Below are 26179 nucleotides of genomic sequence, written 5' to 3'. Positions count from 1 at the left end.
ATTGACCTTAACACAAATCCCTTTACACTTTAACCATTCATAAAACAGATGCAAATCAACCTTTTGCAAATCAGTATATTTTTTCTATTTTTGTCAAATCTAGAAACAAGCCTATGAAAAACACGATCATTATAACCTTGATTTTAATACTTATTTGCCGCTACGGCAACGCACAACAAGTTTACAGATTCGATAATGACAAATTATCTTGCAACCAAATTAAAAGTCTGGCACAAGATGGCTATGGATTTATTTGGATAGCCACTGAAGACGGTCTTAATAAATTTGATGGGTGGACATTCACTAGTTATTTTCATGATGAAAATGATTCTACTTCATTAATCAATAATTATATCAACCAAATTTTTACCGATTCCAACCAACAACTCTGGATTGCTACAAACAAAGGCCTGCAATACTATTCTCCGCGGGAAGATGCATTCCATAGTATCCCCAATATCCATTCAAATGTAAGCTGTCTCACAGAATTACATAATCAAGAAATCTGTTTTGCCGTATCAGGAAGTGGATTATACATTCTAAATACAAAAACCAAACAAATCCAACTTATGAAATGGGTCGGAGAGCAATGCGACTACTCTTTTGTAAATTGTATATATGAAGATAGTTTTCACAATATTTGGATTTCTTTCCTCGGAAACCGGCTTGCATGCATCAATCCTGCCACACATAGAATAATGACCTATGTCCTTCCTAACACTCCATTTCCTAAAGTATATGGAATGAAAGAAGATTCACAAAAGAATCTTTATATCATTACTTTTGATGATGTCCTATTAAAGAGATTTCAAGAGGAACACTTCATATCAATTAAGACGACAGATAATCATAAAGTCTCGGCAAGAGGTATAATCCTAGGAAAAGATGGAAAACTATGGGTTAATACAATTAATAAAGGATTAATGTACATAGATATTGAACAAGAAAAGCTATACAAAGATAACTCCTTAATTTCTAAATATTTTAATGATTCCCTTTATGGGGAAATAACAAGTTTTCTTGAAGACAGAAACGGAAATAAATGGCTGGCATACAGAAAAGCTGGTCTGACAATGATTACCAATGAAAAAAAACAATTTGAATTTTGGGATTATTCCTTAACCAACCCTCAAAATTATCCGACAGTAATTTATCAAACTAAAGACTCGCATTTATGGATAGGTAATCAAGACAAATCTCTTTCCGAAATCACACAAGACGGCAAACTAGTAAAGCGATACATGTTGCCTAATTATCCAAAAGCAATTTGCGAAGATGGAAAAGGGTCTATATGGATAGGCTGTAATAATGCCGGATTATATCAGTTAAATCGGGAAAAAGGCAAGATCCAATCTATTACAATCTTTCAAAATAAAGATATCAACAAATTAATATCAGGAAAAAACAATCAACTTTTTATAAGCTTTCCAGGCAATGGACTAGGTATATATGACCTGACAACCAACAAAGGTAAAATTCTTTCCTATCAGACAAAAATGAAAAATGATGTTATGTTGGGAAATGATTGGATCAATGATTTGACTTTTGATTCAAATGGTATGCTATGGATAACTCATTTTTTAGGATTAAGCTGTTATAATCCTGAAACAAAAGAATTTATAAAAATACCAGTCAATGAACGACTTAAAAAATATGTATGCTACACCTTACTGGAAGATAAGAACAAACAATTTTGGATCGGAACAAATAATGGAATATTCCTATATACCCCTCATGACCAAAACCTGATCCATTTTGGAAAAGAACAAGGTATACCCAGTAATATCATCTGCGGTATCCAGGAAGATAGAAAAGGAAATATCTGGTGTAGCACCTATAAAGGTCTATGCCGCATCTCACATGACGGACACAACATAACAAACTATTTTTCCGGTAACGGATTAGTAGACAAAGAATATACACTTCAAGTATCCTTAAAAGACAAAGCCGGATTTATATATTTTGGAGGAACATCCGGTATTACCCGTTTTATGCCTAACCAGATTCAGACAAAGGAATCAATAGAAACTCCCACCCTCTCCTATCTGTACATCAATAATATTCCAGTAGACTCACATATATTGTCCCAAAGACAAGACCTAACCAAAGAAGCATTAGTCAATACAAATGAACTGCGATTTAAATATACAGACAATATAATCTCTTTGGAATTCTCGACATTTGATTTTCATGACAAAAAAAATGTTTTTTTTGAATACAGAATCAAAGAATTGGGAGAAAAATGGAACCGTACAGCTTTCGGTAGTAACCGTATCGATTATAACTATCTACATCCAGGAAATTACACACTTGAAGTCAGAGCGTGCAAAAATGACATGACTTCTCCTACCCGCACAATAAATCTCTATATTACTCCCCCTTGGTATCAGACGCAATGGGCTTTTATCTTATATTACCTTTCAGGAATATCTCTAATCATATTTATTGTTTACTATTACTTTTATAGAAAAGATCAGAAACGTAAAGAAGAAGCAAATGAAGAAAAGTTGCGTTTCTTCATCAACATAGCTCATGAAATCCGTTCTCCTCTTACTCTTATTATCAGCCCGTTAAATGAAATACTACATCAGGTAACTGATTCCAAAATACGTAAAGACATACAGATTATGGAACAGAATGCACGAAGAATCATGAATCTGATAGACCAACTGCTTGATATACGCCGAATAGATAAAGGCCAAATGAAAATAGCCTGCCAAGAGATCAATCTAATCTCTTTTATACAAAACATATGTGATATTTTTGAATATCAAGCAAAAAAAAGAAATATTCAATTTAACTTTATCCACAATATAGAAGAATTACCTGTATGGATTGATCCAAAAAACTTCGATAAAATCATCATAAATCTCTTGACTAATGCATTCAAATATACAGCCGACGGAGGAAATATAGAAATTATAATCAATACTACTGAAAAACAAGATAAAAACAACACAAACCATTATATTTCCATTTATGTAAAAGATACAGGGACCGGAATTGGCCCTAAAGACTTGAATAAAATATTTGATCGTTTCTATCAATCCACTTCTCATTCCAATACGACACCTGGGTTCGGAATAGGACTGAACCTAGCAAAAATGTTGGTAGAATTACATCATGGAAATATAAAGGCTGAAAATCGGACTGACAGACAAGGTAGCTGTTTCATTATACATATTCCATCAGACAAAAAATCCTTTAAAGAAGACGAAATAGAAAAAGACCCTCAACCTTATGAACCCACAATCCACTTAAATGAAAATCCGGAACGGGAAGATAGTACAAAAAAGGCTGAAATAAGAAAGCAATTGAGAAATCGTATATTATTAGTAGATGATGATCTAAATCTTTGTAAATATATACAAGAAGAACTCTACTCAATCTATAATATAACAATCTGCAATACAGGTCAAGACGCCCTGCAAATAGCATTGTCGCAACCGTTCGATCTTATCATTTCAGATATTGTCATGCCAGGTATGAACGGATTTGAGCTCTTAGAAAAGATAAAAAACAATACCGAAATCAACCATATTCCAGTAATCCTTCTTACATCACAGGCTGAAGCAGAAAATAGGATCAAGGCTTGGACCAACGGGGCAGACGCATTTTTATCCAAACCCTTCAAAATAGAAGAATTAATTTCACTCTGTTCAAATCTAATAGATAAGCATATACTTCTGAAAGGGAAATACGGACTAGGACAAAATATAGACAAAGGAATCCAACAAATTGTTATAAAATCTCACGATGAACAATTAATGGAACGATTGGTAAAAACCATTAATACAAATCTGTCAAACCCTAATTTCACAGTAGAAATATTAGCCGAGAATGTGGGGATTAGCCGAGTACAGCTCCATAGAAAGCTTAAAGAATTATTAGGCTTATCCGCCAGTGAATTTATTCGTAATCTCCGTTTAAAACAAGCAACTGTTTTATTAAAAGAAAATGATATAACCATTTCGCAGATTGCCTACGCTGTAGGTTTTTCAAACCCTATTCTATTTTCTTCTACATTCAAAAAAGCATACGGATGCTCCCCTACAGAATACCGTGAACAGGTATGTAACAAAAAATAGAGTATTTTGAAACAAACACGTAACACATAACTACATGGTTTGAAACAGGGACACGAATATCATTTTTCATATTCTGGTTATTTTCGCAAAACCAAATCGTAAACTTTAACTAATTATGAAAAATGCTATTTATCACCCCAAGTCTTGGATACTATTTGTTATCCTTCTGACTTATTCCTTTGGAGCATTAGCCCAATCAATAACCATTAACGGTATTGTAAAAGACTCTACAGGCGAAGGCATCATAGGTGCCAATGTCTTACAAAAAGGAACAACCAATGGTACAGTTACAGATCTAGATGGAAATTTTACTCTCACCGTTCCCGACAAAAATGCGGTACTTGTTTTTTCTTTCTTAGGATATGTGTCTCAAGAAGTGATTGTCGGAAATCAAACGACTCTCAACATCATATTAAAAGAAGATACACAAAATCTGGATGAAGTTATCGTCATTGGCTATGGTACAGCAAAAAAAAGCGACCTGACTGGTGCCGTAACCAGAGCTGATATGAGTGCTTTAGAAAAATCACCGAATGTAAACGTCCTTCAAGGACTGAAAGGTGTTGTTCCTGGATTAAACATAGGAGTCGCAACCAAAGCCGGAGATTCTCCTACTGTATCAATTCGCGGACGTAATTCTATATCCGGATCAACAGAACCGTTAGTCGTATTGGACGGTGTCATTTACCGTGGAAACATTTCAGACATAAATCCCAGCGATATTGAATCCATTGATGTTTTAAAAGACGCAAGTAGTACTGCAATCTATGGCTCTCAAGCTGCAAATGGAGTTTTAATGATTACCACAAAAACGGCCAAGAACTATTCAAAACCAATATTTGAATATAACGGTACATTTACATTGCAAGGACTTATCAATAATGACATGAAACGACTGGATCGAGAAGGATTTGCGACACAAATTGCAGACATTATGCTGGAAAACAGTAGAATGGGTAATGATCTATCCCAACGAAACCCCGATTTTAATCCTACAGACTACTTTAAAGACGAGGCTGTAATTAAAGGATATAATGAAGGGCTAAATACAGATTGGTGGAATTTACTTACAGAAGATGTACCATATATCCAAAATCACAATGTCAGTGTCCGTGGTAAAACTGAAATGAATAGTTACTTCATCTCATTTGGATTTACAGACCAGAAAAATCTTGTCATCAATGATACATACAAACGTTATAATGTACGTATCAATTTAGACAGTAAAATTACCGATTGGCTGAAAATTGGAACATCTTCCTATTTCAATGTCAGTAATTTTTCTGGTGAAAACACATCATTCGGTAATCTTTTCAGTATCCCAGCCTGTACAACACCCTATGAAGACGATGGTGTCACCTTAAAAACAAACCCGATTACCGGTACAATCAACCCTTTATTAAAAAATACATGACCCTAATAAAGATATACGCTACAACCTCTCAGGTAATGTATATGCTGATGTAACTATTCCATGGATTAAAGGTTTGAGTTATCGAATCAACTACGCCAACAACTGGACCATATATCACTACTATGCTTTTGACCCATATGCCAACACACTGTTGGGACAAGCCGAAAAAAAACATACAAACCAAAATGAATGGACATTGGACAACATACTTACCTACCAGAACCGCTTTGGTAAACATTCTGTCAATGCAACATTCGTATATGGTGTTGAAAAACGTACCTATGAAGCAACCGATGCTATAGCAAATACTTTCAATGACAAGACGTTAGGATACAACAATATGGGTATGGGGCAAGCCGACCTGAATACCATCTCGTCCAATGCATGGAAAGAAACCAGCCTATACAACATGCTGCGACTAGTATATACGTTCAATGACCGATATATTTTTACCGGTACAATACGTCGTGACGGTTTCTCTGGATTCAGCGAGGGGAATAAGTTCGGTTATTTTCCATCAATAGCAGGAGCATGGAGATTAAGTGAAGAAAATTTTATAAAAAATAACCTAAAATGGATAGACAATTTAAAACTACGCCTTTCATACGGAACTAGCGGTAACCGTACTAGCGGACGTTATGCCACTATGGCTCAAATGCAAAATACGAACAACTTTGAAACAAGCAGTACCGGATATGTATTCGGCGATGGAGGTACAGCCGGATTAATGCAACTGATGAAAACTTTACCTAATCCAGATTTGAAATGGGAAACAACAAAATCAGTCAATATAGGTATGGATTTCAGTGTCTTAAACGGACGTTTATTCGGTAATTACGAATATTATGTCTCAAATACAACCGATCTGCTATATGATATTGAAATCCCGAACATCAATGGAATGGTTACCAATAGTGTACCGACCAATATCGGTAAACTTCAAAATATGGGGCATGAATTCAGTATTACAGGAATTCCTGTTACCAACAAAGACTTTGAATGGAGCATCACTGCAAATTTTTCATTGAACAGAAATAAAGTAAAAACCATTCTAGGAATTGATGCAAACGGAGATGGCAAAGAAGATGACCTTATAGCGAGCAACATATTTATCAACCAGCCCTTGAATACAATCTACGATTACAATATCATCGGCATGTGGCAAATGGAAGATTATCTAAATGGCATAATCCCCAATGGTTTTACTTATGGGACGTACAAAATTGAAGATATAAACCAAGATGGAAGCTATACCGCAGAAAAAGACAGAAAAATAATCGGTTGCGAAGATCCCTTATATCGCTTCAGTATACAGAATAATTTCAGATATAAAGATTTTGAACTAAATATCTTCATTAATTCCGTACAGGGCGGAAAAAATCACTATTTAGGACAACCTTTGGCTGATTTAAGTATTCCTGACCACTTAAAAAGTAACAGTTTCATGAAATTTGATTATTGGACTCCAGAAAATCCGAATGCCAAATACCGACAGTTAGGCTTTTATACAGCATCTCTAGGGGAAGGCTTTTCTCCTTATGTGTCACGCAGCTTTATCCGGCTCCAAGAATTGTCACTGGCATATAATGTACCTCAAAGATTCCTGAAAAAAATCCATGTAAATCGCGCCAAAGTATTTGTCAGTGCATCCAATTTATTTACGATAACCAATTGGGATGGATGGGATCCGGAAGCAGGACAAGGAGTTACCTATGATCTGGACGGTTATCCGACTATGAAAAGTTATACGCTAGGATTAAATTTTGAATTTTAATACGCAATCATATGAAAAACATTAAATACATTTTTATCGCCTTTGCTATGACATACGCAGGAACATCCTGTAATGAAAGCAAATGGTTGGAAGAAACTCCTTATGATTTCTATACCCCAGCCAATTCTTACCAAACAACGGCACAATTCCAACAGGCATTAAATTTTCTCTATGATGAAGTCCGGGAAATGCATTGGAAATTGGGAGACCAACATGTAGCAATGTGGTGTGGCGATATTGGATATGGAGCGACCGATCCAGATAACAAATTCAACAATTTTAAAACGTTCTTTACTCCATACACATACGTTTCAGGAGAATATTGGAATCCAGCCTATTCTGTAATTGCCAATGCCAATACAATTATCCACCGTATTGATATGGACAATCAAGTAGGTACAGATGACAAAAAAATAATAAAAGGACAAGCATTATTCTTCCGAGCCTATTTCTACAATTTCCTGGCTAACCTGTTCGGAAACGTACCCATTGTTACCGAAGAAGCAGAAACACCCCGGAGAGACTATGTTCAATCAAATCGTCAAGAAGTTTATGACCAAGCACGGAAAGATCTGGAAGAAGCAATAACCTTATTAAATGACATTACAAAAGCCAAAGACGGTGAAATCAACATACAGGCAGCACAACATTTATTGACTGAAGTATATATTTCATTAAAAGACTATGACAAAGCCATAGAAACAGCTTCTGATGTCATAGAAAATCCGGCTATGGGACTGATGAAAGAACGTTTTGGCTCCAGAAAAGACGAACCAGGAAAAGATGTATATTGGGACTTGTTCCAAGTTGACAATCAAAACCGCTCCAGCGGTAATACTGAAACAATTTGGGCTCTACAATATGAATATAAGAATGCTGGTTCATCTTATAGCAACGAAATGCCACGCTGGCTCTTACCTTTCTATGCCGGACTACAAGTCGAATCTGCAGAGGATCCCAATAAACAAGTAGCCGCCTTTCCCACTTTGACAGAAGAAAAAGGTGGTAGAGGTATTGGATGTATCCGACCAACCGATCATTTCCTAAATGAAATCTGGACAGAAGGAGATATCCGGAATTCCAGCTACATGATTGTCCGGGATTATAAAATAGAAAACAAAGAAGCAAAAGGATATAACCAATGGATGGTAGCTGACGGATGGTATGACAAATTAAGTAATGATCAAAAAATGAGAAATTTCTATCCCTTCATCATGAAGTTCAGTCGTATCGGCGGTTTACCCGACGACAATTACGCAAAAAATCCGGACGGCTCCTATGTCATCACCGACCTTGGAGAACATGGTATTGTCTATCAATGGGGTAGCTTGAGCGCAAATACATCAATGAAAGATGAATACATGTATCGTTTGGCAGGAACTTATTTATTAAGAGCCGAAGCATATTTAGGAAAAGGAGAATTAAGTAAAGCTAAAGACGATTTAAATGAAATCAGAATCCGTGCCAACGCTACTGAAATTACAGAAGCCGATGTCAATCTGGATTTCATACTGGACGAACAATTAAGAGAATTATACTTTGAAGATTTCCGCTTACCGACATTGTGCCGTCTTGGTAAAGTTGTCGAAAGATCTCAAAAATATAATCCTTACGGCTACAATGTAGGTGATTATCAGAACCTGTTACCAATACCTTACAGTGAAATAGAAAAAAACATATTTGGAAATATCGAACAAAATCCTGGATACGAAGGATTCTGACTTCTGATAACATTCTATCCGATTAATAAACGAATCGGATAGAATGTTCCGATTAGTAACATATACACATAAAAATCTTTCATTAATGAAAAAATACATTATTCTAATCTTTGCCCTTTGCGGAACTATCAATCTATTTTCCCAACAACTCCGTTACAAAAAAAATTTTGATTTTGACTGGAAATTTTCCTTGACCGACAAACAAGAATATGCAGAAAAAATATACGATGATCAATCTTGGGAAGATATCCAATTACCACATGACTGGAGTATAAAACTCAATTACGATCCGGAAATCAGCGGATCGGCAGCACATCTGCCAGGTGGCATTGGATGGTACCGTAAATCATTCCATATCCCTAATTCCTACCGAGGAAAATCTGTTTCTATTTTATTTGACGGAATATTCCATCAAAGTGATGTATATATTAACGGAAAACATTTAGGGTTCCGCCCATATGGGTTCTGTAGTATTGAATATGATTTAACACCCTATCTGGAATATGGCAAAAATAACATCATTTCTGTACGTGTAGACCGCTCCGGTAAAGACAATATAGCACGATGGTATACTGGTTCCGGTATTTATCGACACGTATGGTTGATTATAACCAATCCTATACATGTAATCAATGACGGAACTTATATCACAACACCGACGATAAGCAAAGGACAAGCAGACATCCACATTAAAACATCATTGACAAACGCATCAGATAAGACAAAAACCGTCATTTTGTCCCAACGAATATTAAACAATGAAAAAAAGACCGTGGCCTACAGTGACAATCAGCAAACCATCATCCAACCTGATGATACATTGACCTTATCACAACAGTTTCACTTAAAAAATCCGATATTGTGGTCAATAGACCAACCTTCACTTTATACAATGGAAACAACTATAAAAGTGAATGGCAAACGACACGATGTATACTATACACAATTCGGGGTCCGGAAAATTGAATTCACCTCCGATAAAGGTTTTTTCTTGAATGGAGAACAAATTAAATTAAAAGGACTTTGTCTACACATGGATGGAGGTTGTTTAGGAACAGCCGTACCCGACAGGAGCTATGAACGCAAGCTGGAAATACTGAAAGAATATGGATGTAATGCTATCCGATGTGCACATAACCAACCATCTCCTGAATTTCTGGATATGTGTGACCGCATGGGGTTTGTAGTCATTGATGAGGCATTCGACAAATGGAAATCCGGCTACTATGCCAAATATTTTGATGAATGGTGGCAAAAAGACCTAAACAATATGTTGACCAGAGACCGAAACCATCCGTCTGTCATCCTATGGAGTATCGGCAATGAATTACAAGAAGCTTGGGACACTACTGATACAGGATGGCGAAGAGCCAAAATGCTACAAGATTATGTACATGAAAAAGAACCAAGTCGTATGGTTATTCTTTCTGCACAAAACAACCATCAGGAAAAATTTTCCGGAATAACCGATGTTATCGGATATAACTACCTGGAGGCAAGAATGTTAAACGATCATAAGAAATTTCCTGAACGACGCTTTATCATTACTGAAGAACTGCCCTATTTCAGTGGAGAAGAAGGTAATATACGCAGCTATACTCCCTATAATCCTTGGAACATCATAGCTGAAAATGAATTTGTTGCCGGTGGATTTATTTGGGCTGGAGTGGATTATTTAGGTGAAGCCGGACATGACAGTTTTGGATGGCCGGAAGGGTTATTTGATATTTGTATGTTTGAAAAACCTAGAGCAGCATATCATCGTGCCATGTGGAACAAAAAACCATCTGTCAATATCGCCTATTTAGATCCGTCTCTAGACATTGAACATGGAAGAGACATTTGGCAATGGCCTAAAATGGCATCTAATTGGAATCTTCCATCTTCCTACCGAGAACAAGTCATACAGCTTTGTACGATTACCAATTGCGAAGAAGTTGAACTCTTTTTCAATGGGAAATCAATGGGAAAACAAAAGACACATGATTTCACAAACAACACTATCATATGGAATATTCCATATCATCCCGGTAATATAACAGCAAAAGGATTCATTCAAGGTAAAGAAGTTGCTTCATATTCCATAGAAACAAGTAAAGAAACAAAATACTTGACACTTACTCCCGATCGGCAAACAATAAAAGCCGACGGACAAGACTTGTCACACATTACAGTCCAACTTTATGACGAAGACGGAAAACCTGTACAAACAGACGACAAGCATCTGAAAGTGTCTATTGAAGGAGAAGGGAAATTAATGGGAGTAGATAATGGGGACCTACGTAAAAGAGAAACATTTAGCAGCAACAAATCAAAAACTTACTTTGGCAAAGCTTTGATTATTGTACAATCCCGACGAAAAGCAGGAAAGATTAAAATAAATGTACAGATGGAAGATTCAGAAACTCCCTATACCCTCACGATTCAAACTCACTAAAATGAATATGCCGTAATTCTGTTTTTACACCAATTACGGCATATTTTCTATTATCCAAATAAAGAGACAATTTAAATCTATGTATTTTAATAGAAGGAACCGGCCTTCCAATACATTAATCCACTATTCCTTCATGCATTAAACTCTTTTCCGTTTCTACCATGACAAATTCATTACCCAAATATCGTTACCTGACTTTTCTAAAATTTTTCAATAACTTTTATCACTATAATATCCATCAAAGAAAAGGGTCTCACACCTCCGCCCACATAAGCAGGCAGACATCCGAAGAGTAACTATATCAACAGAAAACAACCTCATTATTGCCGGTAAAACTGAGCCAATGAAAATACACGGCGAACAGCCATACGGGTACATAAAAATGAACAGATGGAACCTACAAGAAAAGCAACCCCGGTAGATGTCATGATGTCACCCAGTCCAACAACCGGAGACACAATTCCACCAAAAGCAAATCCCAATGCACCCAACAGAGCCGAAGCCATTCCTGCATTGGCACGTTCACTATCCATAGCCAATGTATTCGAAGCTGTAAAAGTAAGTCCTAACATAGAAAGCAGACCTAACAACAGAACTTCATAAATCCAAAAGCTGCAATGAGAACTAAGTGCAATAAAAAGGAAAAAAGAAGCAATGAGCATGCCGATACTTCCTCTATACAAAGCCTGTTCCGGATGAGCAAATTTAGCGGCAGAGGCAGCGGAAATTACAATAGCAACCGCATTGATACCGAAACATATACTGAACATCATTGGCGAAAAACCGTAATGTTGCTGCATGATAAAAGGAGCAGAAGCAATATTAGCGAACAGAACTCCCTGAGCAAAGCCGAACTGAAGAATATAACAGACATATCGACGATTATGAATAACAGTCACAAAACTGGTATATACATCACGCCAACGTGCATTTTGGCGACGTTCCTGCGGAAGCGATTCCTTGAAATGCAAACTTCCCGCCAACAAAATAATCCCCAAAGCGAAAAGTGTCCAGAAAATACCTTGCCAGCCCCAACTGCCAGCCATACTGCCACCTGCTATAGGAGCTGCCACAGGGGCCACACCGTTAATGGCTCCAATAACAGCCAGCATTTTCGCCAGTTCACGGCCAGAATATTTGTCGGCAGCAATAGACCGTGAAATCACGATACCGCCAGCTCCAGCCATACCCTGTACCAAACGCCAGCCTATAAATTGCATGATTGTGGAAGAAAACAGACATCCGATTGTAGCAAGCAGAAACAAAACCATCGCTATGATCAATGGCAAACGACGTCCATACTTATCACTTAACGGACCAAAAAACAGTTGACCGACCGCCAGCCCGATCATACTTGCTGTAAGCCCTAACTGTACCTGTGAGGAAGTGGTATGAAAAAAACCGGTCATAGCAGGCAATGTAGGCAAATACATATCTGTCACAAAAGGACCAAACGCCGTAAGAACCCCAAGGAATACCAGAATAAACAATTGTGAATTTTCTTTTACCATAAAAAACTATCTATTAAAAACGTTGCAAAATTAGATATTGTATTAATCATAATACCTATCTTTTGCCGCACAATATTTTTCAAAAACGGAATAAAATCATTTTTTCAAGAAAAAAAATCGCTATTTTTGTTTCATAAAAGTAAATTTCATGAATATACCCCTATCATTTCCCCTATCCGGGATCCATTATGAAGAAAGTGACCTCAGTTTTCTTCTCAACTCTCCGTTCCATTTCGATTGTTGTATTCAGATAATCTGCACCAATGGATACGGGATTATTTCTACGGGGGCACAACAATTCAAGCTGAAAGAAAGATGTGAACTGATTTTCTGGCACGGAAGCATCATGCAACTGATGGAAGCCTCGCCCGATTTCCACGTACGACTTCTGCTTTATCCTTCCAAAGTTTTCCTACAGGCTGCTGTATCACTAGACAGCACCTATTTCAACTACATGAAAGAATTTCCGCTGTTTGACCACGGAAATACAGGCAATCTCCAAAGCTGGAAAAACATCAATCTTTGGATGGATATGGGACAGATGCTGTTCACCCGACCGGCCTCCCCTTTTACCGAAAGGTTGGAACTGAACTTCCTGCAGAGCATGTTCTTATGGATATTCAGTTCCATCCCTGAAACATACGTTTCGGTAACACATTCATATACAAGGAAACAATTGTTGTTTCACCGCTTCATGCATCTGGTACATGAACATGCTGTACGGGAACATCAAGTCTTGTTCTATGCAGAAAAACTCTGTATTTCCGCACGCTACCTTAACGAAATAACCGTCACTTACGCCAACGGAAAGACACCGAAGGAAGTGATTGACGAGCAACTGACCGCTGAAATTAAGGTACAGTTGAATAATCCCGATCTGTCTGTCACCGAAATAGCAAACATCTGTCAGTTTCCCGATTCATCCTACCTGAGCCGTTTCTTCAAGAAAAATACAGGAATGTCTCCAAAAAAATTCCGCATGGAAAAAAATTGCATTGACACACTATCTACCGATAGACAATGAATAACAAATCAGTTGTCTCTATAGAAAGCATATAAGATACATCGGCCAATAACATCATTACATTTTTCTGTTTATCACTTTTTATTCGTACTTTTGCCAGTCAACAAAACAGAACAATCCAAATCAGCATGAAGCGAATAAAAATAACCCCTCCGGCCGATATACAGACCCGCATCCAGCTACCCTCTTCCAAAAGTATCTGCAACCGTGCACTCATTATGAACGCACTGGCAGGAAGCGGATTCCAGCCGGAAAACCTTTCCGATTGCGACGATACGCGTGTCATGATACGCGCTTTGCAGGAAATGACACCGGTAATCGATATCATGGCGGCAGGAACGGCCATGCGGTTCCTGACAGCATTCCTGTCCGTCACGCAAGGCACGCATGTCATTACCGGAACCGAGCGCATGAAGCAACGTCCTATCCGTATCCTGGTCGATGCCTTGCGCGCGTTGGGAGCCCGCATTGAATATACAGGGAACGAAGGTTACCCTCCGCTCCGGATTACCGGATGCCAACTCACCAACCATGAAATCAGTTTGCCCGGGAACGTAAGCTCCCAATACATATCAGCCTTGCTGATGATAGGCCCTGCACTTGGAAAAGGATTGAAACTGACACTGACAGGCGATATCGTTTCACGTCCGTACATCAACCTCACCCTCCGCATGATGGACGAATTCGGAGCGGAAGCCGGGTGGATGTCCGACAATTGCCTCGAGGTCAAGCCTGTACCATACAAGCCAACTCCATATTATGTGGAAAGCGACTGGAGCGCAGCGTCTTACTGGTATGAAATATGCGCACTTTCGGACAATGCGACGATAGAGCTTCCGGGACTTTTCAGGCAAAGTTTTCAAGGAGACTCGGAAGTGGCGGAGATATTCCGGCAGCTGGGAGTTGAAACGGTTTACGGCGAACGGACCGTCATGCTGAAAAAAAGCGGAAAGAGGACGGAACACATGGAGTACGATTTCGTGAACCAGCCCGATCTGGCCCAGACTTTCGTAGTGACATGCGCCATGCTGGACATCCCGTTCCATTTCTACGGACTGCAAAGCCTGAAAATCAAAGAGACCGACCGCATGGCGGCTCTTATCACCGAACTGAAAAAGCTGGGCTATCCCATCCGGGAAGCAAATGGTTCTGAACTTTTCTGGGACGGCGGACGTTGTACTCCGGATGCACTCCCCTGCATCGATACGTATGAAGACCACCGGATGGCCATGGCCTTTGCGCCAGCCTGCATCAGACTGGGCGAAATCCGGATCAATGACCCGCACGTAGTGAGCAAATCGTATCCGCATTACTGGGAAAACCTGGAACAGGCAGGCTTTTCCATCATCGGTGAAAAAGAATAAATGATATTTACTGGAAAAATAACAAAAGAGTGGAAACATGTGGATTTTGATTCTTATCCTGATAGGAGTAGTTGTTTTCGGACTCATTGCCGGATATTTCTATAACCGCAACATCAACAGGAAAATAGCAAAAGGAGAGCTAAAAGAAGCCCCCGAAGTAAAGACTGTAGACAGTGAATGTTGCGGACAACACCAGATATGCGAAAAAGAAAGTCTGCTGGCGGCGGTAAGCAAGAAAATAGAGTACTATGACGATGAAGAACTGGACCGTTTCAAGGGACGTCCGGGCAACGGATACAGCGATGAGGAAATTGAAGAATTCCGGGACATACTCTACACCATGCAGGAGGTAGACGTAGCCGGATGGAGCCGCAGCCTGCAGCTGCGTGGCATAGAACTGCCCGATGAACTGAAGGACGAACTTTTCCTGATTGTAGGCGAACGGCGCTTCAACCAGGATTCTACCACTAAAAGCTGAGACATGGACAACTTACTCGAACTTTTCAATTATACCTTCTTCCAGCATGCCCTGCTGGGAAGCCTCTTCGCCAGCATTGCCTGCGGAATCATCGGTACCTATATCGTAACCCGACGGCTGGTGTTCATCAGCGGAGGCATTACACATGCCTCGTTCGGAGGTGTAGGAATAGGTCTCTATACAGGCATATCCCCTCTGCTCACAGCAGCCATATTCTCGGTACTTTCGGCCTTTGGCGTGGAATGGTTGAGCAAACGGAGCGACATGCGCGAAGATTCGGCCATTGCGGTGTTCTGGACCTTCGGCATGGCGGTAGGTATCATATTCAGTTTCCTGGCCCCGGGATTCACCCCCGACCTCTCGTCATTTCTTTTCGGGAATATCCTGACCATTACCCGTGCCGACATCATCCTGCTGGGAATAATCAGCGTGGCACTGGCTATCTTCTTCACCCTTTTCATGAGGCCTATCGTAGCCATAGCGTTCGACCGTGAATATGCCCGTTCACAGCAGATGCCCGTGGCCTTTTTCGAATACATGCTTATGATGTTTATCGCATTGACCATCGTATCGTGCCTGCGCATGGTAGGTATAGTCCTGGCAATCTCCCTGCTTACACTGCCACAGATGACGGCCAACCTCTTTACTTACAAGTTCAGGAACATTATCTGGCTCTCGGTAGGTATCGGGTATATCAGCTGCCTGGGAGGACTGTTTTTCTCTTACAGGTACCAGATCCCCTCGGGAGCTTCCATCATCTTCGTTTCCATCATCATCTATACACTCGCCAAGATATACCGTAGCCTCCTGAGGAAAGAATAATCGGAGCCGACACGAAGCAATTACTGAAAAATTAGTTACTTTTGCAGATAATCGAAATAAATATGCCTTATGGAAATCAAAATCACTTCACTCGAAAATATTCATGAAGCTGCCAAACAGTTCATTGCAGCCATGGGAGACAATACCGTTTTCGCATTCTACGGGAAAATGGGTGCCGGAAAAACAACCTTCATCAAAGCCGTATGCGAAGAACTGGGAGTAACAGACGTAATCAATTCGCCCACATTCGCCATCGTAAACGAATACCGCTCGGACAAGACGGGTGAACTGATCTATCATTTCGACTTCTACCGCATCAAGAAACTGGAAGAAGTCTATGACATGGGATACGAAGACTATTTCTACAGCGGTGCACTATGCTTCATAGAATGGCCCGAACTCATCGAAGATCTGCTGCCGGGTGATGCGGTAAACGTCCATATCGATGAAAACGAAGACGGTTCACGTACCATACGCTTCGACGCCGGAGAATAAATAACGGAGGAAGTCCCTATGGTCACACATTATATAATCCAGGCAATATTTGTCATTACAGGCCTGCTGGCTCTACTGGCTGCCGTGTTCAACTGGGACTGGTTCTTTACCGCCCGCAACACACAATTTATCGTAGCCAGTGCCGGACGTAACCGGGCCCGCCTGTTCTATGCGGCATTGGGATGCCTGATGATTGCGACAGGTGTTTTCTTCTTTCTTTCCATCCAAGGGATAGTGTAAAAAAGGACGGGGCCACCGGGCCCTGCAGTCCGGTATAATTATAATAGTGAAAGAGGCAGGCCATATTTAGAGTATGGTCTGCCTCTTCTTTATATATCCTGAAATAATTTCTAAAAAAAACGTTTTTTCCTGTTACAAAAGCCGTCCTTTTCCGTTAACCTTGTAGAAACGACAAGTAAAAGACATGAGAAATGAACCAAATACCAGACCGACATGAGTGAAGAAACGCTGACCTACACGTTTACCAGGCTGAGGAAACGTTTCCAACTGATGGCACGGCGTATTCTTCACAACGATGACGATGCAGATGATGTGCTTCAGGATGCATTCTGCAGACTGTGGCCCCAAAAAGATGAACTGGACGATCCGCAAAGGACGCAGGCCCTGACTGCCGCCACCATACATAACCTCTGTATCGACAGGCTCCGGGAACAACAGAGACGTCCGACAACCGGAATAGATGACGAAAAGGACGCTCCGGAAGAACCGTCACCGTCCGACAGACTTGAAATGAAGGAATCTTTCCTTGCCGTAGAACGGATTATCGAAACCGGACTGTCACCCCTGCAACGTGAAATCATCCGGCGACGGGAATACGAAGACGAAGACTACGCTGAAATAGCCAGAGCACTCGACATGCAGGAAACGGCTGTCAGGATGCAGCTCTCAAGAGCACGTAAAATGATACGTTCAATCTATCAACAACAAAACGATGAAAAGAAAAAGAAGTCATTCAACAACCCATGAACCGTACGGCAAGGCATACTGGAGGGAACTGACCGAAAAATATTTCGACGCCCGGACTTCGGTAGAAGAGGAACGTGCCTTGAAGGGATACATAGCCGGACTACCCGAAGAAGACACGTCGATGGACGACGTCAAGGCGGTAATGGGATATTTTGCGGCCGGCCGGGCACTTTCACGCACAACGGATATGCAGAAAAGGAAAAGCAGGCACATCTACCGGTACTGGACGGCCGCAGCCTGTTTCCTGGCAGCGCTGTTTATCGGGGCACAGGCATATTACCGGCATAACAACTACTGCGTAGCCTATATGAACGGAGAAAAATATACCGACAGGGAATTTGTCATGCAGCAGATGAGGTCTTCCATGCAGGATATAGGCTTGAACGACAACAGACTGCCGTCGGCCGAAGAACAGCTGCATGACCTGTTCGGCAGCATGAATGATAAAGAGATTACCGTCACTAAAGAATAACCCGTTATGCATATGAAAAAAATACTATTTTTCCTGTTCTGCCTGCTGGCCGTAACACCCCATGCGTATGCCCAGTCGGGAATGAACGTGGCACCCGTATTCGGCAAGACGACATTGGGAAAGGGACAGAAAGAAATCATAATCAAAGGGCGTGAACTGAAGCCCTACAATCTGGAGTATTTCCGGAGCCAGACACTGAAAACGACTCCCGGACAACGAGACGCCATCGAAAAGCTGGTGAAAGCCGACGGACAAGAGGCTGCCGACAAGGAAATCGGGACCATAGGAGGCCATATCTATTACGCCTTCTATTGTTTCAGAAAGACAGACGGCAGTTACAGCTACCTTTTCTACCGGAACAATACGTTACGTAACAGGAAAAGCCAGGAAATTACCCTCATCTACATGGAGGGACATGCCACACTCGAGCAACTGAAAAAAATGTTCAATTAAAATAATGCTACTATGATGAAAAGAAATCTGACTAAAATCGCTTTTGCTGCTGTGCTGTGTTTCGCGGCGCTGGCGGCACAAGCCTATCCGTCCATTGAAAAAGACACGACACTTATCCTTTCGGCCGACACCGTACGCCTCATCAACGGCAACGACGCGTATCAGATTGAGGTCAAGGGGGCAAAAGGAAATCCTCATTACCGGTATAACTATACGATAGCACAGGACAGCAACACGATAGCTTCCGTCACGGAAAAAAACTGGGACTTCAAAGTGCCTTTCGTTTCAGACAAGAAGAAAAGCAGGAAGAAAAACAACAAATGGGAAATCGGGGTAGGCGGCATATCCGTCGGATTCATCTGCCCGACGGGCGCTCCCGGAAATATGAATACAGATATGGGACGTTCTTTCGAAATATCCATGCCCCGGTTACTGTATCTCGAATATAACCGCTTCAGCCTGGCTGGAGGTATCAACTGGAAAAACTACCGCATGATGGGAATGAACTATTTCAACAAGGATGGGAACAGCGTTACTGTAAATACTTACCCGGACGGAACCGACCCGGACTTCTCACGCCTGAAAATATTCAGCTGGACCTTTTCATGCTTTTATGAAATACCCGTATCACGCAATTCGGGCATCATGTTCGGGCCGATGCTCAACTTCAACACGCACGGAAGTCTGCTTACCCGATATACCACGGCCGAAGGCGAAAAGATGAAGATCAAAAACAAGGACATCCACCAGGCTCCGGTAACCATTGACCTGCTCGTTGATTTCCGCGTATTCAAAAATCTGCACATCTATCTGAAATACGCTCCGTGCCACGTGTTCCAATCCGGTTTCGGACCGGAATTCAGCAGTTTCTCTGCCGGATTCGGAATAGGGCTGTAACATCCCGCATACACATAAAAAGAGAGGGGATATCCGCGCACCGATATCCCCTCTCTCCAGCTATACTAAAGGAATCCTTATTATTCCACCTGTCCCAATGAATTCCCGTATTCCATTTCTCCCTGGACTACAAAGAACACATCGTCCGGATTGTAAGGTCCCATTCCGTCCTTGTCCGCTTCCTTGACTATGTAGTTTACAATTTCATCCTGGTCGATGTTGATGTAACCCTCGTCATCAGGCTGAACATCCAGACAGCCGCTTGTAGTATAATAGTCCACAATCAAATCCAGAATATAATACAGGTCATCGTCTGTAAATTTATCCTTCGAATCCTGAGGCAGATAACTCTTGATAAACTCAATTGTCTTTTCATCGTCCTCATCTTCCAACAAGAAATCGTCTTCCATTCCCATAGTCTCAGATTTTTATAAATGATTATTTTAATAATGCTTCTACTTTTTCCTTCAAAGCAGCCTTGGAAGTTGCACCGACCTGTTTGTCCATTACTTTACCGTCTTTGATAAACAGTACGGTAGGTATATTACGGACACCAAACTGGGCTGTAAGTTCCGAATTGTCATCAACGTCACATTTTCCGATATTCACGGTATCCTTGAATTCTTCGGCCAGCTCTTCAATGTATGGAGCAATCTGTTTACAAGGTCCGCACCAAGTTGCCCAGAAATCCAACACTACAGGTTTGCCCTCAGCTACGATAGCTTCAAAATTGTCATCTTTAATTACAAGTGCCATAATTCTTTTCTTAATTACTTTGTTGATTATTTTATGTACGCAAATATATACTAATTTATTTTATAGTCCAACAATGGCTGGCTTTTTAAATAATTCACCAGATCCTTTTGGACAGAAATCTTCATGGTACGCGACTGCAGGTTCACATGCATCTGCCCGTCTTCATCACGGATAAAGAAGTAAAGTTCGGTGTTTCCCGGATGCTCCTTTATAAGCGAACTGAGCTCCATGATCATCTCCTTGTTTACCGCCGACAGCGGGGCCGATACGGTAATCTTCTCGATGAGCCGTTCCTTTACCTCCGGCAGCAGTTCGATGCTGTTTATCCTCACTTCCCATTCATCCTGCTTCCACTGTCGGGGCTGACACTTTCCACGCATGAAAAGGAACATGCCTTCCACAAAAAAATTCTTCTTCTCTACCCAGTCATTGCCGAAGAAGGCGAACTCGGCAGTACCCGAATAATCTTCCACCTTGGCGATTCCATACGGCTTTCCGGTCTTGGTATATCCTTCCCTCACACCGGTAACGATACCCCCCAACGTAATGTCATGGTTCTGAAGCGGAGTGAGGTCGGACAGATCGGCCATACGTGTAGTGCACACATTTTCCAGAATGACCGAAAACTCGTCCAACGGATGTGCCGACAGATAGATACCTACCAGTTCACGCTCTTTGTTGAGACGTTCCAGGTCACTCCATGCCGGTGCGCTCACTATCTCGGGGGTAGCGATCTCCACCTCATGCTCTCCGCCAAACAAGGAATTGGCAGCGGCGGCCTTGTCTATCTGATACTTATTTCCGTAGCGAACAAGCACTTCGGTAAAACTCTCATCTTTGGCGTTCTTCACGAAGAAATCTTCACGCTTGATACCCGGAAAACTGTCGAACCCACCGGCAAGAGCCAGGTTTTCAATGTTCTTACGGTTACAGGCCGACAGGTTCACACGCTGTACAAAATCAAAGATATTCTTGAACGGACCGTTCTTCTCACGCTCCGTGAGGATACTCTGTACGGCCGACTCGCCTACTCCTTTGATAGCTCCCAGCCCGAAACGGATGTCGCCGCGCCGGTTTACGGAAAACTTCATGCTACTTTCATTGATATCCGGACCGAGTACATTGACCCCCGTAGCTTTCGACTCGTCCATCAGCTTCGTGATTTCGGTAATGTTCGAAATGTTACGGCTCATGGTGGCAGCCATGTACTCCGACGGATAGTTGGCTTTCAGATAGGCTGTCTGGTAGGCTACCCATGAATAACATGTGGCATGCGACTTGTTGAACGCATACGAAGCGAACTTCTCCCAATCGGCCCATATCTTTTCCAGAATCTTCGGATCGTGCCCGTTCTTCTTTCCGCCCTCTATGAATTTCGGTTTCATATGGTCCAGCTTGTCACGCAGCTTCTTACCCATAGCCTTACGCAAGGCGTCCGATTCGCCTCGGGTAAAGTCGGCCAGCAGACGCGACAGCAACATCACCTGCTCCTGATATACCGTAATGCCATACGTATCTTTCAGGTATTTCTCCATACAGGGGATATCATACTCGATAGGTTTGCGACCCTGTTTACGGTCGATAAAATCGGGGATGTAATCCATAGGCCCCGGGCGGTACAGAGCATTCATGGCTATCAGGTCCTCGAATGTGGTAGGCTGAAGCTCACGCAGATATTTCTGCATACCGGCCGATTCAAACTGGAAGGTACCGACGGTACGGCCGTCGCTGTACAGTTTGTAAGTGGCCGGATCGTCAATCGGTATCTCGTCAATGTTCAGTTCTATGCCCTTACTGTGACGGATATTCTCCAGAGCCTCCTTGATGATAGACAAGGTCTTCAGCCCCAGGAAGTCCATCTTGATCAGTCCGGTATCTTCAATCACCGAACCTTCATACTGTGTAACCAGCATCTTCTCGCCGGTCTCTTTGTCATCGGCGGTGCTTACAGGCACCCAGTCGGTAATGTCGTCACGGCAAATGATGGTACCGCAAGCATGCACACCCGTATTGCGGACGTTCCCTTCCAGCATCTTGGCATACTTGATGGTATCACGCAGAACCGGATCGGAAGAAACTTCCGCGGCCTGCAGCTCCGGAACATAGGCAATGGCATTGGGCAGGTTCAGCTTCTTGTCGGGAATCTTGTCGGGAATCAGCTTGCAGAGCCGGTCGGATTCCGACAGGGGGAGCTTCTGCACACGGGCCACATCCTTGATGGCCAGTTTGGTAGCCATAGTACCGTATGTAATAATATGTGCCACCTTCTCCTGACCGTACTTTTCGGTTACCCAGTTCAGCACCCTTCCACGTCCGTCGTCATCAAAGTCGACATCGATATCAGGCAGAGAAATACGGTCGGGGTTCAGGAAACGTTCGAACAGCAGATCGTACTTGATAGGGTCGATCTGGGTGATACCCAAGCAGTAGGCGACAGCCGACCCCGCAGCCGAACCACGTCCCGGTCCCACCGAAACGTCCAGTTTGTAACGTGCCGCCGATATAAAGTCCTGCACAATCAGGAAGTAGCCCGGAAAACCCATGGTCTTCATGATATGCAGCTCAAACTTGATACGCTCCCTTACCTCGTCCGAAAGGTTTTCTCCATAACGGCGTTTTGCACCGTCGTATGCCAGTTTAGCCAGGTAATCGGCCTCCAACTTGATACGGTACAGCTTGTCATAGCCCCCCAGACGCTCTATCTTGGCCTTGGCCGAAGCCTCGTCCATCACTACGTTCCCGTTCTCGTCACGGGTAAACTCATCGAACAGGTCTTTTTCGGTAAATTTCTGCCGATACCCTTCTTCCGTACCGAACTCTTCCGGAATCTCGAAGTTCGGCATGATAGGCGCATGGTCGATGGAATAGAATTCAACCTGGTCGCATATATCGACCGTATTCGAAAGCGCCTCCGGCACATCGGCAAAAATCTCGTTCATCTCCTCGCGGGTCTTCATCCATTCCTGCTTGGTGTAGAGCATACGGTTCGGATCGTCCAAATCCTTTCCCGTGCTCAGGCATATCAGGCGGTCATGCGCCTCGGCATTCTCTTCATCCACGAAATGCACGTCGTTCGTACACACCAGCCGGATGCCATATTTCTTCGAATATTCGATAAGTTTCTTGTTGACCACCTCCTGCAACGGATAGACTTCCCGGTTGGCCCGCTGCTTCGGGTCGGTAACCTTATGGCGCTGCAGCTCCAAATAATAATCGTCACCGAACAGGTCCTTATACCAGCGGACAGCCTCTTCGGCACCGGCAAAATCACCGGCCGTAATCTTTCTAGGCACCTCCCCTCCCAGACAGGCTGAACAGACAATCAGTCCTTCATGATATTTCTTCAATTCTTCGCGGTCAGTACGCGGACGCATATAGAATCCCTGTGTCCATGCCTTGGACACCAGTTTGATCAGATTATGATATCCCTTCAGGTTCTTGGCCAGCACCACCAGGTGGTAACCGCTCTGGTCCTGCTTTCCCTCCTTGTCGGTCATCCGGCGGCGTGCCACATACATTTCACAACCGAAAATAGGCTTGAACAGCTTTTTCCGGGCCGCCTCCAACTGTTCCTTGCAGGCTGCCAGCTCCTCTTCGGGATTTTCCGCTCCGCCCTTGCCGCTTTCCAAGTCGGCAATCTTCTTTTTCAGTTCCTTTATCTCGGCGTTGGTCCCTCCGTTCTTCTTGTTTACATAATTGAAAAACTCCTTGATACCGAACATGTCGCCATGATCGGTAACTGCAATTCCGCGCATGCCATTGGCTATGGCCTTGTCTACCAGACGCGCAATCGAAGCCTGACCGTCCAATATCGAATATTGGCTATGTACGTGCAAATGAACAAAATCCTGCATATAGTTACGAAATTCACATTAACCGACTTCAAAGATACCGAGGTTTTGGAGAAGAAACAAAAACAATGGAATAAACTTAACTTCAATGAATACTTTTTAAAGAAAAAAGAAAGTAAATCCTTAATTCAACCTATGTTTATTTGGAAGATCTTTAAATTAACTATATTTTTGCACGGATAAACGCAGACTTTTGTTATGAATCGGATAAGAAAAAAAATAAAAAAGATAAGACTGCACAGGGAAGGTACGCATATCCTGATTACCGGTGCAATCATCCTGATTATAATCAACGCAGCCCTGTATTGCGGAATCGAATGTAAGATTCCCTTCTACTTCGTTGCAGCCATAAGCGTCGTCCTTTATTCATTGATGGTAAACTTCTTCCGCAGCCCTATCCGGCTGTTCGGATCAGATACAGAAAAGATTGTAGTGGCACCTGCCGACGGGAAGGTGGTGGTTATAGAGGAAGTAGACGAAAACGAATACTTCCACGACCGCCGGCTGATGATTTCCATCTTCATGAGCATTACCAACGTACACGCCAACTGGTATCCCGTAGACGGGACCGTAGTGCATGTAGACCATCATAACGGACGTTTCATGAAGGCCTGGCTCCCCAAAGCCAGCACCGAAAACGAACGTTCCATGGTGGTGATTGAAACCCCGGAAGGGCATACCGTAATGGCACGCCAGATTGCGGGCGCCATTGCACGGCGTATTGTAACCTACGCCGAAAAGGGAGAAGAATGTTTCATTGACGAGCATATGGGCTTTATCAAGTTCGGCTCGCGGGTCGACGTTTATCTGCCTCTTGGAACAGAAGTCTGCGTAACTATGGGACAGAAGACGACCGGCGACCAGACTGTTATCGCCAAACTGAAATAAAACAGAAGAAAAATGGCTAACGCAATCTTGCGAAACATCCCCAATACCATTACCAGCTGCAACCTGCTTTCGGGCTGCATAGCGTGTTACATGGCTTTCCAGGGGAATTATCCTATGGCGCTGACCTTCATCATCGTAGGAGCTGTATTTGACTTTTTCGACGGAATGACCGCACGCCTGCTGCACGTATCCTCACCGATCGGGAAAGAACTGGACTCCCTTGCCGACGACATCACGTTCGGACTGGCACCGGCCGCTATCGTATTTTCCCTGTTCAAAGATGTACATTACCCCACATTCATGGAACCTCTGGCGGGATTCATGCCATACACCGGATTCCTGATTGCTGTATTCTCGGCCCTGCGCCTGGCCAAGTTCAACATCGACACACGGCAGACCTCTTCCTTTATCGGAATGCCTACCCCGGCCAACGCATTGTTCTGGGGCTCCCTTACCGTGGGAGGATATGATTTCCTGGTATCCGAAACGTTCAACGCCGCCTATCTCTTCATCCTGGTTGTCATCATGTCACTCCTGCTGGTGGCAGAGATTCCGATGTTTTCATTGAAATTCAAGAATCTCTCGTGGGCAAACAATAAGGTCAGCTATATCTTCCTGATAGTCAGCATCCCTTTACTAATCATCTTCAGACTGAGCGGATTCGCGGCCGTCATCGTATGGTATATCCTGCTATCGCTTGCCACACGGAAAAAATAACCGGGCCATGAATGTGGCATGGTTGTTGTA

21 protein-coding genes are annotated in these 26179 nt (G+C 42.4%); 17 read left to right on the top strand and 4 right to left on the bottom strand.

Annotated features, from left to right (window positions below):
* Positions 1-113: 113 nt before the first annotated feature.
* The 5 genes from BQ7489_RS06755 to BQ7489_RS06740 all read left to right on the top strand — a co-directional run bounded on the left by BQ7489_RS06755 (position 114) and on the right by BQ7489_RS06740 (position 11434).
* Positions 114-4088 (top strand): hybrid sensor histidine kinase/response regulator transcription factor, encoded by a 3975-nt coding sequence (locus BQ7489_RS06755; RefSeq protein ID WP_072530394.1) that lies wholly within the window; start codon positions 114-116, stop codon positions 4086-4088.
* Positions 4089-4203: 115 nt separating this feature from the next.
* Positions 4204-5502, top strand: coding sequence for a SusC/RagA family TonB-linked outer membrane protein (locus tag BQ7489_RS17850; protein WP_262483177.1), 1299 nt, complete (start codon positions 4204-4206; stop codon positions 5500-5502).
* Positions 5495-7276 carry a SusC/RagA family TonB-linked outer membrane protein gene (locus BQ7489_RS17845; protein ID WP_317042550.1) on the top strand — a complete coding sequence of 594 codons (1782 nt, stop codon included), beginning with the start codon at positions 5495-5497 and terminating at the stop codon, positions 7274-7276. Before BQ7489_RS17850 ends, BQ7489_RS17845 begins: the two co-directional genes overlap by 8 nt.
* An 11-nt stretch (positions 7277-7287) precedes the next feature.
* Positions 7288-8997 carry a RagB/SusD family nutrient uptake outer membrane protein gene (locus BQ7489_RS06745; RefSeq protein ID WP_072530393.1) on the top strand — a complete coding sequence of 570 codons (1710 nt, stop codon included), beginning with the start codon at positions 7288-7290 and terminating at the stop codon, positions 8995-8997.
* Positions 8998-9082: 85 nt separating this feature from the next.
* A complete protein-coding gene (locus tag BQ7489_RS06740; RefSeq protein WP_072530392.1) occupies positions 9083-11434 on the top strand; it encodes a glycoside hydrolase family 2 TIM barrel-domain containing protein in 2352 nt (783 codons plus the stop codon).
* Between the two features lie 320 nt (positions 11435-11754).
* Here BQ7489_RS06740 and BQ7489_RS06735 read toward each other — a convergent pair whose 3' ends face one another.
* A complete protein-coding gene (locus tag BQ7489_RS06735; protein ID WP_072530391.1) occupies positions 11755-12945 on the bottom strand; it encodes a multidrug effflux MFS transporter in 1191 nt (396 codons plus the stop codon).
* 148 nt (positions 12946-13093) lie between these two features.
* On the opposite strand from BQ7489_RS06735, the gene BQ7489_RS06730 reads away from it, so the two are divergent.
* The 10 genes from BQ7489_RS06730 (at position 13094) to BQ7489_RS06685 (ending at position 19937) form a co-directional block, all read left to right on the top strand.
* Positions 13094-13969 (top strand): helix-turn-helix transcriptional regulator, encoded by an 876-nt coding sequence (locus BQ7489_RS06730; protein ID WP_072530390.1) that lies wholly within the window; start codon positions 13094-13096, stop codon positions 13967-13969.
* 128 nt (positions 13970-14097) lie between these two features.
* Positions 14098-15333, top strand: coding sequence for a 3-phosphoshikimate 1-carboxyvinyltransferase (locus tag BQ7489_RS06725; protein ID WP_072530389.1), 1236 nt, complete (start codon positions 14098-14100; stop codon positions 15331-15333).
* 37 nt (positions 15334-15370) lie between these two features.
* On the top strand, positions 15371-15811 hold the full coding sequence (locus BQ7489_RS06720; RefSeq protein ID WP_113745242.1) for a YneF family protein: 441 nt from the start codon (positions 15371-15373) through the stop codon (positions 15809-15811).
* 3 nt (positions 15812-15814) lie between these two features.
* Positions 15815-16633 carry a metal ABC transporter permease gene (locus BQ7489_RS06715; RefSeq protein WP_072530388.1) on the top strand — a complete coding sequence of 273 codons (819 nt, stop codon included), beginning with the start codon at positions 15815-15817 and terminating at the stop codon, positions 16631-16633.
* Positions 16634-16702: 69 nt separating this feature from the next.
* Positions 16703-17128 (top strand): tRNA (adenosine(37)-N6)-threonylcarbamoyltransferase complex ATPase subunit type 1 TsaE, encoded by a 426-nt coding sequence (gene tsaE, locus BQ7489_RS06710; RefSeq protein WP_072530387.1) that lies wholly within the window; start codon positions 16703-16705, stop codon positions 17126-17128.
* An 18-nt stretch (positions 17129-17146) separates the two neighbouring features.
* Positions 17147-17368: an immunity 17 family protein gene (locus BQ7489_RS06705; protein WP_072530386.1), complete on the top strand. Its 222-nt coding sequence runs from the start codon at positions 17147-17149 to the stop codon at positions 17366-17368.
* A 213-nt stretch (positions 17369-17581) separates the two neighbouring features.
* Positions 17582-18115, top strand: a complete 534-nt coding sequence (locus BQ7489_RS06700; protein ID WP_072530385.1) for an RNA polymerase sigma factor — start codon at positions 17582-17584, stop codon at positions 18113-18115.
* Positions 18081-18587, top strand: a complete 507-nt coding sequence (locus BQ7489_RS06695; protein ID WP_072530384.1) for a hypothetical protein — start codon at positions 18081-18083, stop codon at positions 18585-18587. Before BQ7489_RS06700 ends, BQ7489_RS06695 begins: the two co-directional genes overlap by 35 nt.
* Positions 18588-18599: 12 nt before the next feature.
* Complete coding sequence (locus tag BQ7489_RS06690) at positions 18600-19040, top strand: DUF6108 family protein (protein WP_072532050.1); 441 nt, start codon at positions 18600-18602, stop codon at positions 19038-19040.
* Positions 19041-19052: 12 nt separating this feature from the next.
* Complete coding sequence (locus BQ7489_RS06685; protein ID WP_072530383.1) at positions 19053-19937, top strand: hypothetical protein; 885 nt, start codon at positions 19053-19055, stop codon at positions 19935-19937.
* Between the two features lie 80 nt (positions 19938-20017).
* Here BQ7489_RS06685 and BQ7489_RS06680 read toward each other — a convergent pair whose 3' ends face one another.
* The 3 genes from BQ7489_RS06680 to dnaE are packed head-to-tail and all read right to left on the bottom strand — an operon-like array spanning position 20018 to position 24547.
* Positions 20018-20353, bottom strand: coding sequence for a hypothetical protein (locus BQ7489_RS06680; protein ID WP_072530382.1), 336 nt, complete (start codon positions 20351-20353; stop codon positions 20018-20020).
* 22 nt (positions 20354-20375) lie between these two features.
* On the bottom strand, positions 20376-20693 hold the full coding sequence (gene trxA, locus BQ7489_RS06675) for a thioredoxin (RefSeq protein ID WP_072530381.1): 318 nt from the start codon (positions 20691-20693) through the stop codon (positions 20376-20378).
* Between the two features lie 50 nt (positions 20694-20743).
* Positions 20744-24547, bottom strand: coding sequence for a DNA polymerase III subunit alpha (gene dnaE / locus BQ7489_RS06670; RefSeq protein WP_072530380.1), 3804 nt, complete (start codon positions 24545-24547; stop codon positions 20744-20746).
* A 195-nt stretch (positions 24548-24742) separates the two neighbouring features.
* Between dnaE and BQ7489_RS06665 the strand changes: the two genes are divergently transcribed.
* Together BQ7489_RS06665 and pssA are read left to right on the top strand one after the other, a co-directional pair.
* On the top strand, positions 24743-25432 hold the full coding sequence (locus BQ7489_RS06665) for a phosphatidylserine decarboxylase family protein (protein WP_072530379.1): 690 nt from the start codon (positions 24743-24745) through the stop codon (positions 25430-25432).
* Between the two features lie 12 nt (positions 25433-25444).
* Positions 25445-26149 carry a CDP-diacylglycerol--serine O-phosphatidyltransferase gene (gene pssA, locus BQ7489_RS06660; RefSeq protein ID WP_072530378.1) on the top strand — a complete coding sequence of 235 codons (705 nt, stop codon included), beginning with the start codon at positions 25445-25447 and terminating at the stop codon, positions 26147-26149.
* The last annotated feature ends 30 nt before the right edge of the window (positions 26150-26179 follow it).

Origin of the sequence: Bacteroides ilei, from assembly GCF_900128495.1 — a bacterium.
Taxonomy (GTDB): domain Bacteria; phylum Bacteroidota; class Bacteroidia; order Bacteroidales; family Bacteroidaceae; genus Phocaeicola; species Phocaeicola ilei.
The sequence above is the reverse complement of the archived record's forward strand: the minus strand, read 5'-3'. Positions and strand labels throughout refer to the sequence as shown.

What these genes read in the sequence shown, in the direction of transcription:
- BQ7489_RS06695 (WP_072530384.1), top strand. Translation starts at nt 18,081, where the DNA reads ATGAAAAGAAAAAGAAGTCATTCAACAACCCATGAACCGTACGGCAAG.
- BQ7489_RS06720 (WP_113745242.1), top strand. Translation starts at nt 15,371, where the DNA reads ATGTGGATTTTGATTCTTATCCTGATAGGAGTAGTTGTTTTCGGACTC.
- BQ7489_RS06735 (WP_072530391.1), bottom strand. Translation starts at nt 12,945, where the DNA reads ATGGTAAAAGAAAATTCACAATTGTTTATTCTGGTATTCCTTGGGGTT.
- BQ7489_RS06705 (WP_072530386.1), top strand. Translation starts at nt 17,147, where the DNA reads ATGGTCACACATTATATAATCCAGGCAATATTTGTCATTACAGGCCTG.
- BQ7489_RS06680 (WP_072530382.1), bottom strand. Translation starts at nt 20,353, where the DNA reads ATGGGAATGGAAGACGATTTCTTGTTGGAAGATGAGGACGATGAAAAG.
- BQ7489_RS06715 (WP_072530388.1), top strand. Translation starts at nt 15,815, where the DNA reads ATGGACAACTTACTCGAACTTTTCAATTATACCTTCTTCCAGCATGCC.
- BQ7489_RS17850 (WP_262483177.1), top strand. Translation starts at nt 4,204, where the DNA reads ATGAAAAATGCTATTTATCACCCCAAGTCTTGGATACTATTTGTTATC.
- trxA (WP_072530381.1), bottom strand. Translation starts at nt 20,693, where the DNA reads ATGGCACTTGTAATTAAAGATGACAATTTTGAAGCTATCGTAGCTGAG.
- BQ7489_RS06700 (WP_072530385.1), top strand. Translation starts at nt 17,582, where the DNA reads ATGAGTGAAGAAACGCTGACCTACACGTTTACCAGGCTGAGGAAACGT.
- BQ7489_RS06725 (WP_072530389.1), top strand. Translation starts at nt 14,098, where the DNA reads ATGAAGCGAATAAAAATAACCCCTCCGGCCGATATACAGACCCGCATC.
- tsaE (WP_072530387.1), top strand. Translation starts at nt 16,703, where the DNA reads ATGGAAATCAAAATCACTTCACTCGAAAATATTCATGAAGCTGCCAAA.
- BQ7489_RS06690 (WP_072532050.1), top strand. Translation starts at nt 18,600, where the DNA reads ATGAAAAAAATACTATTTTTCCTGTTCTGCCTGCTGGCCGTAACACCC.
- BQ7489_RS06755 (WP_072530394.1), top strand. Translation starts at nt 114, where the DNA reads ATGAAAAACACGATCATTATAACCTTGATTTTAATACTTATTTGCCGC.
- BQ7489_RS06745 (WP_072530393.1), top strand. Translation starts at nt 7,288, where the DNA reads ATGAAAAACATTAAATACATTTTTATCGCCTTTGCTATGACATACGCA.
- pssA (WP_072530378.1), top strand. Translation starts at nt 25,445, where the DNA reads ATGGCTAACGCAATCTTGCGAAACATCCCCAATACCATTACCAGCTGC.
- dnaE (WP_072530380.1), bottom strand. Translation starts at nt 24,547, where the DNA reads ATGCAGGATTTTGTTCATTTGCACGTACATAGCCAATATTCGATATTG.
- BQ7489_RS06740 (WP_072530392.1), top strand. Translation starts at nt 9,083, where the DNA reads ATGAAAAAATACATTATTCTAATCTTTGCCCTTTGCGGAACTATCAAT.
- BQ7489_RS06685 (WP_072530383.1), top strand. Translation starts at nt 19,053, where the DNA reads ATGATGAAAAGAAATCTGACTAAAATCGCTTTTGCTGCTGTGCTGTGT.
- BQ7489_RS06730 (WP_072530390.1), top strand. Translation starts at nt 13,094, where the DNA reads ATGAATATACCCCTATCATTTCCCCTATCCGGGATCCATTATGAAGAA.
- BQ7489_RS06665 (WP_072530379.1), top strand. Translation starts at nt 24,743, where the DNA reads ATGAATCGGATAAGAAAAAAAATAAAAAAGATAAGACTGCACAGGGAA.